Source organism: Bacteroides graminisolvens DSM 19988 = JCM 15093 (assembly GCF_000428125.1).
Taxonomy (GTDB): Bacteria; Bacteroidota; Bacteroidia; order Bacteroidales; family Bacteroidaceae; genus Bacteroides; species Bacteroides graminisolvens.
In genome coordinates this window covers 1059608-1074389 of sequence record NZ_ATZI01000001.1, presented here as the reverse complement: position 1 = coordinate 1074389, position 14782 = coordinate 1059608, and the positions used below count along the sequence as shown (strand labels likewise).

The window sequence follows — 14782 nt, the reverse complement described above, 5'->3', positions numbered from 1 at the left end:
TTACCAGTTTGCTACGGTTGCGTTAAATATCTGATCGGCAATCTCTTTCACCATTTGCTCTATCAGCTCGTCTTGCACGGCGGTAAGCATTTGGGTGGAATCATACGTACGGAAGGCGCTGAACTGTTGCTCAAAATCTTCTTCGTGATTGGTGTTGTTCACATAGCGCACGTTGACCGTGATGGTGAGTTTCACTTCGGATGAATATCCGTCGGCCTTCACCGCCTGGTTGTATTGGTTGTAACCGGTAATTTCACCTTCAACCTGCAAATCGGCATTACGGGGAACCAGTCGCAAACGGGTTTGCTGAACATACACGTCTTTCAACTTTTCGTTGAACTTAGTGGCCAGCGGAGCATATACGTAAGCTGCTTTTATGGGGAAATCGGCTACGGAGATGGTTTTCACCTTATCATAATTGATAGATGCTCCGTTAAATTTATAGGAAACACTGCATGCATTTACCAAAATCAGCAAACTGATCAGGGCAAAGGCGTGCATCATTTTTTTAATCCAATCCATATTCTTTTATCTTTCTATATAATGTACGTTCCGAAATATTCAAATCTTGGGCAGCTGCTTTGCGCTTACCGTGGTGTTTATCGAGCGCTTTACGAATAACTTCGCGTTCCAGGTCGTCGAGCGACAGGGACTCTTCCACATATTCTTCCGTGTCTTCAATGTCTTCGTCTTGTTTAGATACCACGGGGTGAATGTTAATGGTTGACACTGGCTGCGGTTGTGTAACCACCGGCGCAGGGGTATAATAAGAAGGTGTGTTTTGGGGCACGTTGGTTGCACCAACGGAACGCTCGGACATGATGTCGTGCACCAGCCTTTTCAGCTCAGTAACATCCTGACGCATGTCGAACAATACCTGATACAATATTTCGCGTTCGCTTTCAAAGCCTTTGCTTTGTTTCACTCCAAACAGGGCGGGCAGGCGTTGTGCCGACTGCTGGGGCAGGTAGCTTTGTAAGATGGTGCTGTTAATCTCACGATTGGTTTCAATGATGGAGATTTGTTCCGTTATGTTTTTTAGCTGACGCACATTTCCCGGCCACGAATAGGCTACGAGTACTTTGCGGGCGTCTTCGGTTAGCTGAATAGCGGGCATGCGGTACTTCTCGGCAAAGTCGGAAGCAAACTTACGGAAAAGCAATACCACATCGTCTCCTCTTTCACGCAAAGGCGGAATTTGAATGGGCACCGTGTTAAGCCTGTAGAATAAGTCTTCACGGAAGCGTCCTTCAGCAATGGCATTGCTCAGGTTTACATTGGTGGCGGCCACAATACGCACATCGGTTTTCTGTACTTTTGATGAACCTACTTTAATAAATTCCCCGCTTTCGAGTACCCTGAGCAAACGAGCCTGTGTGGGCAAAGGCAACTCTCCCACCTCATCAAGAAATATAGTTCCTCCGTCGGCCTCACCAAAATATCCTTTACGATCGCCAATGGCACCGGTAAAGGCACCTTTTTCATGACCAAACAGTTCGGAGTCAATAGTTCCTTCGGGTATGGCACCGCAGTTTACTGCTATGTATTGTCCGTGTTTCCTGCGACTGAACTGATGAATAATCTGAGGAAAGCTTTCTTTTCCCACACCACTTTCACCTGTAATCAACACAGATAAGTCTGTTGGCGCCACCTGAATGGCAACGTCAATGGCACGGACCAATGAATCTGTATTACCAATAATACCGAATCTCAATTTTACCTGTTGAATCTCTGCTTTTGTCATATCTTACCAAATCTATGACAAAATTACAAAAAGCTTTCAATAGCACAAGAAAAAAGCCTATATATTGGGCAAAGAATGCTACCTTTGCACCATTCACTCACAAAAAAAGGTTTTAGCGTAAATATGAAAAAGCAACTTTATATCTTCATACGCACTTATTTATTGTTCGTTGTGGTCTTTATTATTCAGAAGCCGCTGTTCATGTGGTACTACCACGGGTTATTCACAGACGTAAATCCGGCCGATTATTTACAGGTTATGCTTCACGGATTGCCACTCGATTTGTCCATTGCCGGTTATCTGTCTGTCATTCCTGCTCTGCTGCAAATTGTTTCTTTGTGGTTGCTTCCACACTTTGCTCAAGGAGCCCGAAGGGTGTACTTCGCTCTTATCTCTTTAGTAATGGCCACCGTTTTTGTGAGCGACATGGCATTGTATAGTTACTGGGGGTTCCGTTTGGATTCTACTCCGCTCTTTTATTTCTTTTCATCACCCAAAGATGCGCTGGCTAGCGTGGGCATAGGCATTGTCATTGCCGGCTTTGCTATCATGGCCGTGTTGACGGTGTTGTTTTACCTGTTGTTTTTTCAGTGTTTTGCCAAAGAGTATCGCGACATGCGCATTCCGTTGAAGAGGGGTCGCGTATCAATTGTTTTATTGTTGGTCACCGCCGCTCTGTTCATTCCCATCCGAGGAGGCTTTTCGGTGTCGACCATGAACATCAGCCGGGCTTATTTCAGTGAAAAGATGTCGCTCAATCACGCGGCAATCAACCCGATGTTCAGTTTACTGGAGTCGGTGAGCCGAGAGAGTGACTTCAAAAATCAATATCGTTTTATGGAGGCCGACAAGGCCGATGCTTTGTTTCAGGAAATGAAAGATGCCGGTGCAGCCGACAGTATTCCGCAACTGTTCAATCAGAAAAGGCCGAATGTTGTTTTTATCATCCTTGAAAGTTTTATGTCGAAAACCATGACTTCGCTAAAAGGTTTGCCCGATGTGGCTGTCAACATGGACAAGTTTGCTGAAGAAGGGGTGTTATTCACGAATTTCTATGCCAATAGTTTCAGAACGGACAGAGGACTGGTGGCTATTTTAAGCGGGTATCCGGCGCAACCTACTACGAGTATTATGAAGTATCCGCGGAAAACGGAGAATCTTCCTTCTATTCCGCGGTCGTTAAAAGCCAACGGCTATAACTTGCAATATTACTACGGGGGTGATGCCAACTTTACAAACATGCGTTCTTACCTGGTGTCTACCGGCATTAATGATATTGTGTCCGACAAAGATTTCCCCATCACGGAGAGATTGAGCAAGTGGGGTGCGCATGATCATGTGGTGTTCAACCGAATGATTGCCGATTTGTTGAAAGAGCAAAAGGAACCTTTTATGAAGATTCTGCAAACATCAAGCAGTCACGAGCCTTATGAAGTGCCGTATCACAAACTGTCGAATCCGTATCTGAACTCGGTTGCTTATGCCGATAGTTGTCTGGGACGTTTTATAGCACAGTTCAAACAAACGAAATGGTGGAAGAATTCGGTAGTGGTGCTCGTCCCCGATCATGCCCGTCGTTACCCCGATAATCTGAGTGATTTCGCTATCGAAAGGTATCAGATTCCTTTGATTCTGATAGGCGGGGCGGTGAAACAACCTACCAAGGTGTCTGTCTATGCATCGCAAATTGATTTGGCTGCCACGCTGTTAAGTCAACTGCAAATGAAGCATGATGAGTTTGCATTCAGCAAAAACATAATGAACCCGGCTTCGCCTCACTTTGCTTATTTTACTTTCCCCAATATGTTTGGCATGGTGACCGAAGACAATGCGGTGGTCTTTAACTGTGAAGGGAATAAAGTGGTGTCTGACACGGGACGGGCAACAGGCAAAAACTTAGAAAAGGGAAAGGCTTTTCTGCAAAAGTTATATGATGATTTAGCCGCGCGATAAGAAACTGGGTGCTCCGCGTGGGGTACAAACAAAAAACGCTTTTAACCGGATAACCCCGTTAAAAGCGTTTTTTGTTTCTTGGCATCTGGCCTGAATATGCTATTTACATATCATCATCAATGCTATCTAATTTAAGTTTATCGCTATCATCACGTTTTTCGTAATACTGTTTCCGCAACGGATTGACGCGTGCTTCTTTATCCCGGCAGCGGTTACGGAAAATATCCAGCGCTACGTAAACGGCTTTACGGAAGGAATCTTCACTGGCAATGCCTTGTCCGGCAATGTCATACGCAGTGCCATGAGCAGGTGATGTGCGGATAACGGGCAGTCCGGCGGTATAGTTTACGCCCTCGTCCATTGCTAATGCTTTGAAGGGAGCCAATCCCTGATCGTGGTACATAGCCAGTATTCCGTCGAAGCGCATGTAATTTTCAGAACCCATGAAACCATCAGCAGCATAAGGACCGTAACAAATAACTCCTTCGTCATTCATTTCCTGCAATGCGGGAGAGATTATTTCTTGCTCTTCCTTTCCCAGCAAACCGTCATCTCCGGCATGTGGGTTAAGGGATAAGACGGCAATGCGTGGTCTGCCTATGCTGAAATCTTGTTTCAGTGACTTATTGAAGATAGCAATCTTTTCTTTAATCAGGTCTTTGGTTATAGTCGAGGCGATCTGACTAACCGGAATGTGTCCGGTAACAAGTGCCACACGGAAATCATCCTTCATCAGAATCATCAGTGACTTGGCACCATTGCCTAACTTCCTTTCAATGTATTCCGTATGACCGGGAAAGTCGAACGTTTCCGATTGTATGGTGTGTTTATTAATGGGCGCGGTTACAATGACATCAATGAGGCCTTGTTTGTACTCTTCAATGGCTCTTTCTAATGCATCGAGTGCAGCTTTACCTGCTTCGGGATCGGCCTTTGAAAACTCAACCTTCACCTCATCATCCGAGCAATTCACAACGCTCAGTTTGTTAGGTGCGGCTTCACTTGCCGAGTTAACAATGCTAAAACTGGCGTTGATGTCAAGTGATTTGCGGTGATAAGCTGCCACTTTGGGCGAACCATATATAATAGGTGTACACAACTCCAACATCAACGGCTCTGAAAAGGTCTTGAGAATCACTTCATAACCTACTCCGTTAACGTCGCCTTGCGTAATGCCGACTCTGATTCTATTGTCTTCCATTTATTATAATGTTTTAATTTAGTTTTCCTCTTTCACTTTTAATGGAATCTGGCCTTGCTTCTTTTCATTGGGTAATTTCAATGTATATAAAGAGGCTTCCATTAAGCGTACCAGGTTTCTTTTTAGTTTGTCCGGAGAATAAATAAAGATTTCAGCTACAATAATACGCTGATTTGCTTTATCCAAACGCATGTGCGAAACAAAAGGTCCTCCCATAAAGTCGCCCTTTACGCGCCACAACCCACGAGCTTCAAGCGTATAGTCTCCGTGCACATCAATGGGGCGTACGGTTACCATGGCCGAATCTGTTGTCATGTACATTCCTTCCTTGGAACCGGGAATGTTCTTCTTCATCACAGAGTCGCGCTTGTGTATAAAGTATTCTTTCGTAAAGGTGTCTTTGTCTTTGTAGGGGAATGAATACATCACGAAATTCTGATCGGCAGTGGCTGTGTTCGTAGCTGCCCAAAAGAAATTCTCGCCTTCTTTAGATCCCGTAAGTTCAGCAGGTAACCAGATTTCACAATCAAACATAGAGGCTACTTTAGTAGAAATATAATCATTGTGCTTCTTTTCTAGGCCGGCTATCTGACGGTTCATCTCAGCACGGGTGAAGAAGTCAAGAAGTACTTGCTTGTTTTCATTTACAAACTTCTCAAACTCTTGTTCATTAGGTGCTTGTATGGTTAAAATAATCTGCGGAGCAGCATATACGTCGCGAGCGTATTTAAACTTGGCTTGCGTATACACGTCTTTTTGTATGTCAACAATAATAATATTGCGAATCAACTTGAGTGTAGTGTCATAGTCTCTGGGAGCTGTATACATGATTTTGAACGAACGTTCTGACTGGGGTAATCCCGGAACATCGGTATCAAGTACATTAAACAAGGCTCTACCTGCCGGCCTTTCCCACAAATCATGGTCAACAACCACTAAAAGTTCATACGGACGACCACTGGAAGTAGGTGTCATGATCCCTTTATTCCCTTTACACGAGAATAAACTTATAGCCATCAGGGCTACCGACAAATATAACAAGTACTTTTTCATGTTGATAGGTATTATGTTTTTCACAAATCTACAGAATAACTGTAGATTTAAATCATGTTGTACGACAAATTATGTTAATATTATTTCAGTCCTTCTTGTTTTGCAGTCGATAACATACCACAGGCTGCAAATATATCTTCTCCTCTGGAAGCTCTTATTGTTGTAAACAATCCATGCGAAGTAAGGTAATCACGGAAGGCTGTCATTGTTTCCATATCGGCACCTTCAAGCGCAACTCCGGGAATGGCATGAAAACGAATCAGATTAATTCTGCAATCTATTCCACGCAACAGTTTCAACAGTTCTTTGGCATACACCAAAGAATCATTCACTCCTTTGAAAACAATGTATTCAAAGGAAAGGCGACGCTGTTTGGAGAAGTCGTATTCTCTGAGAATATCTACAATTTCTAACAACGAGAAAGCACGTTCGGCTGGCATCAGTTCGGCCCTTTGAGCAGAAAGCGGAGAATGTAAGCTTACGGCCAGATGGCAATCGGATTCATCAATGAAACGCCTGAATGATTTTTTCAACCCGGATGTTGAAACCGTTATTCTTTTAGGGCTCCACCCATATCCGTACGATGAAGTCATTACTTCGATGGCTTTCAATACTTCGTCAATATTATCCAGTGGCTCTCCCATTCCCATAAACACAATATTGGTCAGCTCTTCTTTCTCGGGCAACGAATGAATCTGGTTGAGAATATCACCGGCCGTGAGGTTGGCAGAGAAACCTTGTTTACCCGTCATGCAGAATTTGCAATTCATTTTGCAACCCACTTGCGACGATACGCATAAGGTAGCCCTCTCATCATCGGGAATGTAGACAGCTTCCACAAAGTGGTTTCCATTTACTTGATACAAATACTTTATAGTACCATCTACAGAGCGCATCGCTTCCACCGGCTCATGCAGACCTATCTCGTATTCTTCCTTGAGTAACTCTCTATGTTTCAATGACAAATTACTCATTTCATCAATAGAACCAATTTTCTTCTGATACAACCAAGAAGCTATTTGCTTTGCAGCGAAAGCAGGCATACCTAAACTTTTAACGACTCCTTGAAGTTCAGACAAAGTCAACCCAAACAAAAATCTTTTATCCATAAATCTGATAATACGTATATTGTATGCAAAAATAAGGAATAATACTAAAAGTACGACATATATATGGAAGAAAACGTAGTTAAAGAAAGGACACAAAAAAAGTGGCACAGTTCCCTGTACCACTTTTCCTTATATAATTACCGATATTTAGAAGAACAAATATCGTTTATCTTTTACGTTAGCTTTTAAATACAAATCGTTAACAAAACGACTAGCCATGCGTTGATGCATACTTTCTATTGTATTTTCTTCAGCTCTTACATCAAATTTCTCATTCAATTTTTCCTTTGCAAAAACCTGAAGTACAAATACGCCTGCGTTACCTTTGATAGGTGCACTTACTTGATTCAATTGTGCTACCGAAGCATAAGCACCAACTAATGGTTCACTGCTACGCAAAGCTGCTACGTAAGCCGGAGCCGCAAAAGTTACGTGTTTTACAGAGTCTGTTACTACATTAGCAACCGATTTGAACTGTTCAATTGAAGAAGCCTTAACACCACCTAATTGTGCAATAAGCTTCTCGGCTTTCTTGTCTCTGATTAGTTCTGCTTTCAGTTGATCTTTTACTTGATCGACAGAGCGATATCCTTCTTCCGTTACACCAGCTAAAGCAACAACCATCATGTGATCACTTTCACCGCATTCATATAATCCGGAAACTTCTCCTTGTTTAGCAGCAAAAATCCATTTCAATGCTTCTTTTGTACCACGAACACCACCAATTCCGTGTTCCGAGCTATAAAGGTCTTTTCTTTCAAGCAATTTATAACCAGCCTCTTCTGCATTAACAGTCAACTTATCAAGAGTAGGATTGGCAGCAACAAATTGACTGAAATCATTGTAAGCCTTGTTATAAGTGTCTTTACTGAACTCAACGGCACGTTTAATAACAGCTACCTTGTACTTATCCTGCACACCTTTCTTATTAGTAACTTGCAAAATTACATTAGCCTGACCAAGTGACAAGTTTGCCAATTCATTCACTCCTAAAGAAGTAACAGCTTTAAGGAATTTAAGATTGTCTCCGTCAACCTGAGCGTTCTCATAATTAGCAGAAGACATCCAGTTAGCGTCACCTGTCTGACCATATTTTTTAGCAATAGCAGCAAAATCACCACCAGCTTTTAATGCACCCATAATACTATCAGCCAGCACTTTTGTTTTTGCAGCATCGGCTGCCAAAACTTGAATCTGACGGAACTCTACTGAATCAGCAGCAGCTTCTTTCGCTAACACTTTGAAAGAGTTAATCGTATTGTCGCCTGCATTATAATAAGGGCCATACACTTGTCCCATGGAAACTGAATCAAGACGAGCTGCAATATCAGTTGGAAGAGCTTTTTTTGTATAAGGTATATCAACATAAGGATATGTTGAACCCGTTGTGCGAATAAAAGAGGTATAATCAACGTCAGCGGCAGCTAACTGATTAGTATATTCTGCAACTTCTTTCTGTATAGCAGCTTTATCTTCTGCACTAGCAGTAACTTGTACGTCAATATACTTCACGTCTCGTGTCTCAACATATTGTTTGAACTGCTCTTTCTTTTTGTTATATAGGTCTTTAATTTCAGAGTCCTTCACAACAACTGTTGAGTCAACAATTGAAGAATATGGTACTGCTGCTAACAACAAATCCATTTGATTCACACGCGCGTCAAATGCAGCTTGTGCTTCAACCGAATTTGAAAATAAAGCTTTCGTAACTAAAGCCTGATATTTCTCTGCCAAACGACTTTGAGTAAGGCTCTTTTCAATAAAGCTCCAAAATTTATGCAAAGACTCATAATACTCTAAGTATTGAGGTGTCATTTGTTTCTTATCCATCTTGGCATAGTCAACCAAGAACTTCTTCAACATATCCTTATCGAATGCACCGGTTTGTGGATTGCGGAATGGAGTTTGTTGAAGAATTGGATTCACACCTGCATCAATAATAGCTTGTATCTCTGCTTTTGAGACTGTTAACCCTAATTTTTTGGCTTCGTTTTCTATTAACTTGTTATTAACATAGCTACGCCATACCTCGTCCTTTATCTGGTTTGTCTGTTCATCATCAAGTGATTTCATTCCACTGGAGAATTTTACAACTTCAGTATACTCTTCAACCATCGCTTGATATTCCTGAGCAGAAAGAGCTTCACCATTTACTTCACCGGCATCTTGTACCTGATGAGGCTGAAGAACTTTCCATGCATCACCCGCTATAAAAGCGAACAATGCCAAACCAATAACAATTACCAATAAAGGTCCTTTGGTTCTGATGTTTTGTAATGTTGCCATCTTAATTAATATGATTTATGTTTATTATTATTTTCCACAGTATTTATTATTAGCGCACGAAGATACAAAAAATGCTAATATACACCACTTAATAACCGAAAAAATAGAGCTAATATTGATTAATCGATGATTTTGAGTCTTACTAATTCTATTTTAGTTGCCGTCATTTTAATAATTCTGAACTGATAATTATCCAAATGAACTACTTCGTGTAATTTGGGAAAGCTCTGATATGTATTCAGAATGAGACCGGCAATCGTTACATAGTCATCGGACTCCGGCAATTTCAGGCTAAACATGTCGTTTACCTTCTCTATTTCTAGACGCCCCGAAAGCACATATTCATTTTCTGTAATTTGTTTGCAGATATATGAACTGTTATCGTGCTCATCTTCAATATCTCCAAATATTTCTTCGACCAAATCTTCCAAAGAAATAACACCGGATGTTCCACCAAATTCATCAACGACCACAGCAATAGTCTTCTTCTGCAACATGAATAATTTCATTAATTTATTTGCAGCCATTGTTTCAGGAACAATAGGAATCTCTTTCACGCTTTTCAACCAATCATCTGATTGTTTAAACATCTCTGATGAATGAATATACCCAACAATATTATCTATATTTCCATCAAACACAATAATTTTCGAGAGTCCCGACTCTACAAAAAGTGTTTTCAAATCATTCAACGAGGTATGTATATCAACTGCTACAATTTCAGTACGGGGAACAACACAGTCGCGTATTTTTATAGAAGAAAAGTCAAGCGCATTTTGGAATATTCTGACTTCAGTATCCAAATCGTCTTCATTAGAAGCATTGCTTATACCTGATTGGACAAAATAATCAAGATCTATCTTTGTAAAAGCCTTAGCAGAAGCTGACTTTGTTATCTTCTGACCCAATAATCGTAACAGCAAATAAGACAAGCCTGAGCTCAATAAGGAAATGGGATATAAAACAACATAGCATATAAACAAAGGCAAAGCAAATACACGAAGCATCCGATTGGGATTAATCTTAAATAGAGTTTTGGGAAGAAATTCTCCCGTAACAAGTATAATGAGGGTTGATATGAGAGTTTGAGTAAAAAGTAATAAGAGATGGTTATCAATTCGGCCCGCCAATAAGTTCTTTTCAATTAACTGCGCCATGAGTATACCATATACCACAAGTGCAATGTTGTTACCCACTAACATAGTAGATATAAAATTGTCTGAGTGGCGGAAAAAGAAAGAAAGGATTCGGGAAGCCAATCCAGTACCCTTCTCCATTTCAAAACGTAGTTTATCAACAGAAACAAAAGCTATTTCCATTCCGGAAAAGAACGCAGAAAAAGCCATTGTAAGAAATAAGTAAAAGAAAAAGTCCATTTGTTATTTTTTCAAAGAGTCGTTTTTGGCGTCTTCATCAACATAGAAAATGCCTTCTATATTGCGTATAGTATAAAGTGTCATTTGTTGATTAGAATCAAATCCATGACCTGTGATAATTCGGTCTGTTTGTTCAATGCGGATAAATTTATCTGAATAAACCTTTTGAGTCGCTTCATTCCAATACAGTACTTCGGTATTAAATTTATCTCCTTTTTGATTCTTTATGGCAACGTGACCCGATAACTTCCAAAGTTTCTGTTTATCATAATAATAAGCTGTATCAGCTTTAATACTGGCATCAACATGAAGTAAAGAGTCGAATTTTTCCAGATAAACACCTTTCTCAAAGGCCCAATAAGAAGGACGTTTTTTATCATAGATCAACCACTCATCGGTTTTTATACGATATCTAGTTACACCTGAGTCTGATATTAGGGTTGTAACACCGCGTGTATCCATTAAAGGTAAAGAATCACGTTCTTTAATGGCTTCTGCCAGTTGTTTTTTCTCCCCTGTGCAGGAAGATAATAAAACAAGCATAACAATTGCCCCAAAGACAATTGTTATGCTTATAAATTGATGAATAAAAATTCTATCTTGTTTGAACCACATATTATCTGATGGTAGTAGATTCACCGATCCAGCCTCCTACAGTAATTCTGTCACCTTGCTTATATCCAAGCATAAACAACTCATTAGCGGCAGGAACATGACGTCTGTAAGTAGAAATCAGTCTGTCAGCATCATCAGCACAACTTGGATCAACAGCTTTCGCTCTTGCAAGTTTATCAAGAATTACAAAATAAGTGCACTTATTTAATGCGGGTTCATCGCTCCAATTAGGGCTAGTAGCATACAAATTAGCAATCAATATATAAGGAGCACCATAATTATCTCTATAAGAAATCGCTTTCTGTGCATAGGTTCTTGCCTGAGAAAGTCTCTTTACAGAAGCCAAAACCGCAGCAGCAGCATAAGCATAGTCTGCCTTTTTATTATTATCCTGCTCTAGCTGAATAGCCTGATCGAAAAACTTAACCGCATCATCAGTATCACCTTTTTTGAAAGACATGTAAGCGCATCCTGCAGCAGCTTCAGCAGTTGGTTCTATTTTATAAGAATAGAATGATGCTTTAAAGTAAGCTTCCTGTTCAGTACATTTCATCATTTTCATGATATCAATCACTTTTTTGAGATAAGCAAGATCCGTTTTGTTTGCTTCAATCTTTGGAGCATAAATTTCTTGTAAAGACTCACAGCTTGCAGTTCCACTGTTAATAAACAAAGCTACTAAGTTATCCTTTACTAGTTGATAATCTTTCTTAATGCTTTCTTTTGTAGCAACAGCGATAGCATCATCGGCCCACTGAGAAGCATTTAAATAATCTTGAATGAATTGTTCTTTATGAACAGCATCAACTTGAAACTTCTTCATGGAAGAATCCAAAAAATAAAATAGTACAGCAGCCAATGATTCAGATTTCTCGACATTAACCGATTTACTTAACCATTCATACGCCACATTTGGATCTGCTTTAGGGGCAAATTGCAAATAATCAATAGCTTTCAGAGCAAGTGTTTTTTCAGCTGAACGAACACCACGAATATTTGCCTGCAAATCAGGAGTATACTTTATTAATTGATCGTAAACTCCCATCAACTCTTCGAAATATTTATCGTATTCAGGTTTACCTTTGGTTGTAGTCAGAAAATACTTCAAAATATCAAACCCGTCTGAATAAGTGTAATAGCGCAAAAGCGGACAATCCTTCATAACAGCTTTCCAAGGCAAATAAGCATCTTTGTAATTTCCTGCTTTTACTGCCTCATGAGAAATACTACTATTTACATTACAAATACTGTCAGTTGATTGTGCTAAAGCACTCGTTGCTCCTGTCGAAAGAAACAACACAGCCACAAGCGTTTTAATTTTCATTGTTATATTTTTTTTAGTTTATAATTTCTTTTAATCAACTTTTCTCTTGAAAAACCATCTTTCATTAAATGTCAAACCGACAGAAAACCTCAAACAATTCTCATTCAGAAGATTTTGCTTTAGACCTTCTACTCTGACATATTGTGCAGAGATACTTAATACAGAGCGATTTCTAGAAAAAGGTATACCCAATCCACCCGTTACTCCATATTCTCTTGCAGCTCTTTTACCTTCTATTTTATAATATGGTTCTGAATAATAAGCTCCTAATCTATATTTTATGTGCGCCAAATAATTACTGCTTGTATTGCTGGGCAAATATTCCAATCCCAAAGAAATCTTAGATCTATCAGCCAATGCATTTTGTTCATCAAGATAAGTTACATCTCCCCATTTCTGAAGAGTGTAATCCAAACCGACAGTCAGCCTCTTATCGTATGTATAAGCTAAACCTATTCCAAATGTATTTGGCAAGCCCATGCTCAACAATGTATCTTTTCTAGTAACTACAGATCCTGTTGTATTTTCAACATAAGCATCATTATTCAAATCATTTCCCGGAGAAAAGGTTACGCCAAGAGTTAAGTCTTTCTTATCAGCCAATTTATAAGTGTACTGCACACCTAAATCGAGCTTAACATCCTTTACCGAATAATAATCCAGCTTTTTCACACTAGATGCATTAGTGTTAGTAGGAAACTCAACAGTAAACGAACGACTCACATTTCCCCAAAAATAGGATAAATTAGCTCCAACTGACAAATTCTTCAGAATCTTGTATCCGGCACCAACATATAATTGATGAAAACCTCCTTCACCATTATAAGTAATAGTATTATAAGTGTCTGAATTACCAGTGTTATCTATTTTATTCAAACTATAACCCACATTTGAATAGGGTAACAACCCCGCGCTTATTCCTAATTTAGGATGTAAACGGAATTGCATAGCTATGTAATCAAAACTTGAGTTCTTAGCATTAATCTTTGTTTCTCCATTACTAAAGTTACTATTTTGGAGAGTTAGACCTCCATCAAAGATAAAAGTCAACGAATCAACAGCTGAATAAGAGGCTGGATTCATTGCATTAACATGGTAAGGATCACGCAGTGCATAAGCAACACCCCCCATCGCTTTACTATTTCCAAAATTTTGATCAGACAATTGTCCGAAACCATATCGAGTGTAAGGAGAATTTGTATTATTTTGAGCTACAGCCAATATAGGCAATAGCGTTATGCAAAAAACACAAAAGTACGTTTTATATCCTACCATTATTATAGTTTAATATTCTGTTTAATCCCTTCAGAACTAAAAATCTGTCTGCAAAGATGATACTTTTTAATTTCGTATCAAAAGAAATTTCATCTCCACCCGTTAAAAAAACCAAAAGTTCAGGATATTTATGTTTCAAAGACTCTATGTAGCCCTGAATTTCATATTCCACTCCTTTTAAGACGCCTGCCCGAATGGCCGTTTCTGTATCTTTGCCAATGTGAAGCAGCTTTCCCTGAGCTGAAACCAGAGGTAATTTCCCTGTAAAATTATTCAATGCTTTGAAGCGCATTTGTATGCCCGGTGAAATATTCCCTCCATGATAACAACCGTTAGCGTCAATAAATTCATAAGTAATCGCCGTACCGGCATCAATGACCAAAATATCTTTCCCTGGGAAATAAGTATATGCACCTACTACAGCAGCGATACGATCATATCCCAGCGTTTCGGGAGATTCATATAAATTTTGAATGGGTAATAAAGTCTTGCTATCTAACGTAATTAAAGGGAAACTCAATTTGGAAACCTTCTGACTAACCGAATCATTCAGATCAATAACAGAAGCTAGAATGCCTCTACTTATAGGATACTTATCACAAACCTCTTTCAATACATCAAGAGAATCGTTTGAGGCATAAAATACTTCAACGACTTCTTCTGCCTCAAAAACAGCAATTTTTGCAACGGTGTTTCCTATATCAATAATCAGATTCATGTAAAAGACATATTTCGGGTTGCAAAGTAACTCAAAAAAAGCCTAACATAATGCATTCTTATGAAAAAAAGAAGAAGGAATAAAGCATATAATTACAAATAAAAGTACTTTTGCAGCAAAATATATCT

At 39.6% G+C, this 14782-nt stretch carries 12 protein-coding genes; 1 reads left to right on the top strand and 11 read right to left on the bottom strand.

The features are described from left to right. Both lptE and C511_RS0104435 read right to left on the bottom strand, forming a co-directional pair. Positions 1-522, bottom strand: coding sequence for an LPS assembly lipoprotein LptE (gene lptE, locus C511_RS0104440; protein ID WP_024996893.1), 522 nt, complete (start codon positions 520-522; stop codon positions 1-3). Next, on the bottom strand, positions 509-1744 hold the full coding sequence (locus C511_RS0104435; protein ID WP_024996894.1) for a sigma-54 interaction domain-containing protein: 1236 nt from the start codon (positions 1742-1744) through the stop codon (positions 509-511). Before C511_RS0104435 ends, lptE begins: the two co-directional genes overlap by 14 nt. A 123-nt stretch (positions 1745-1867) precedes the next feature. Here C511_RS0104435 and C511_RS0104430 point away from each other — a divergent pair, with 123 nt between their 5' ends. Continuing rightward, positions 1868-3697 (top strand): LTA synthase family protein, encoded by a 1830-nt coding sequence (locus tag C511_RS0104430; protein ID WP_024996895.1) that lies wholly within the window; start codon positions 1868-1870, stop codon positions 3695-3697. Positions 3698-3800: 103 nt separating this feature from the next. Here the strand turns inward: C511_RS0104430 and pdxA are convergent, their stop codons facing one another. From pdxA to C511_RS0104385, 9 genes are all read right to left on the bottom strand, one after another. Then, positions 3801-4898 (bottom strand): 4-hydroxythreonine-4-phosphate dehydrogenase PdxA, encoded by a 1098-nt coding sequence (gene pdxA / locus C511_RS0104425; RefSeq protein WP_024996896.1) that lies wholly within the window; start codon positions 4896-4898, stop codon positions 3801-3803. Between the two features lie 18 nt (positions 4899-4916). Further along, complete coding sequence (locus tag C511_RS0104420; protein WP_027317861.1) at positions 4917-5951, bottom strand: DUF4837 family protein; 1035 nt, start codon at positions 5949-5951, stop codon at positions 4917-4919. Positions 5952-6031: 80 nt separating this feature from the next. Continuing rightward, positions 6032-7060: a 23S rRNA (adenine(2503)-C(2))-methyltransferase RlmN gene (gene rlmN / locus C511_RS0104415; protein WP_024996897.1), complete on the bottom strand. Its 1029-nt coding sequence runs from the start codon at positions 7058-7060 to the stop codon at positions 6032-6034. Between the two features lie 147 nt (positions 7061-7207). Continuing rightward, entirely contained in the window at positions 7208-9346 is a 2139-nt protein-coding gene (locus C511_RS0104410) for a peptidylprolyl isomerase (RefSeq protein ID WP_024996898.1), read from the bottom strand. 119 nt (positions 9347-9465) lie between these two features. Next, entirely contained in the window at positions 9466-10722 is a 1257-nt protein-coding gene (locus C511_RS0104405; RefSeq protein WP_024996899.1) for a hemolysin family protein, read from the bottom strand. A 3-nt stretch (positions 10723-10725) separates the two neighbouring features. After that, positions 10726-11298 (bottom strand): LPS export ABC transporter periplasmic protein LptC, encoded by a 573-nt coding sequence (gene lptC / locus C511_RS0104400; protein WP_024996900.1) that lies wholly within the window; start codon positions 11296-11298, stop codon positions 10726-10728. Between the two features lie 40 nt (positions 11299-11338). Then, entirely contained in the window at positions 11339-12661 is a 1323-nt protein-coding gene (locus tag C511_RS0104395; RefSeq protein ID WP_024996901.1) for a tetratricopeptide repeat protein, read from the bottom strand. 30 nt (positions 12662-12691) lie between these two features. Beyond that, complete coding sequence (locus tag C511_RS0104390; RefSeq protein WP_024996902.1) at positions 12692-13936, bottom strand: autotransporter outer membrane beta-barrel domain-containing protein; 1245 nt, start codon at positions 13934-13936, stop codon at positions 12692-12694. Then, positions 13923-14654: a type III pantothenate kinase gene (locus C511_RS0104385; RefSeq protein WP_024996903.1), complete on the bottom strand. Its 732-nt coding sequence runs from the start codon at positions 14652-14654 to the stop codon at positions 13923-13925. The genes C511_RS0104390 and C511_RS0104385 overlap by 14 nt, the downstream gene beginning before the upstream one ends. Positions 14655-14782: the final 128 nt, after the last annotated feature.

Bases quoted from the DNA above. Each gene is read 5' to 3' on its own strand.
- pdxA (WP_024996896.1), bottom strand. From the start codon at position 4,898: ATGGAAGACAATAGAATCAGAGTCGGCATTACGCAAGGCGACGTTAAC.
- C511_RS0104410 (WP_024996898.1), bottom strand. From the start codon at position 9,346: ATGGCAACATTACAAAACATCAGAACCAAAGGACCTTTATTGGTAATT.
- C511_RS0104390 (WP_024996902.1), bottom strand. From the start codon at position 13,936: ATGGTAGGATATAAAACGTACTTTTGTGTTTTTTGCATAACGCTATTG.
- C511_RS0104405 (WP_024996899.1), bottom strand. From the start codon at position 10,722: ATGGACTTTTTCTTTTACTTATTTCTTACAATGGCTTTTTCTGCGTTC.
- C511_RS0104420 (WP_027317861.1), bottom strand. From the start codon at position 5,951: ATGAAAAAGTACTTGTTATATTTGTCGGTAGCCCTGATGGCTATAAGT.
- C511_RS0104435 (WP_024996894.1), bottom strand. From the start codon at position 1,744: ATGACAAAAGCAGAGATTCAACAGGTAAAATTGAGATTCGGTATTATT.
- rlmN (WP_024996897.1), bottom strand. From the start codon at position 7,060: ATGGATAAAAGATTTTTGTTTGGGTTGACTTTGTCTGAACTTCAAGGA.
- C511_RS0104385 (WP_024996903.1), bottom strand. From the start codon at position 14,654: ATGAATCTGATTATTGATATAGGAAACACCGTTGCAAAAATTGCTGTT.
- C511_RS0104395 (WP_024996901.1), bottom strand. From the start codon at position 12,661: ATGAAAATTAAAACGCTTGTGGCTGTGTTGTTTCTTTCGACAGGAGCA.
- C511_RS0104430 (WP_024996895.1), top strand. From the start codon at position 1,868: ATGAAAAAGCAACTTTATATCTTCATACGCACTTATTTATTGTTCGTT.
- lptE (WP_024996893.1), bottom strand. From the start codon at position 522: ATGGATTGGATTAAAAAAATGATGCACGCCTTTGCCCTGATCAGTTTG.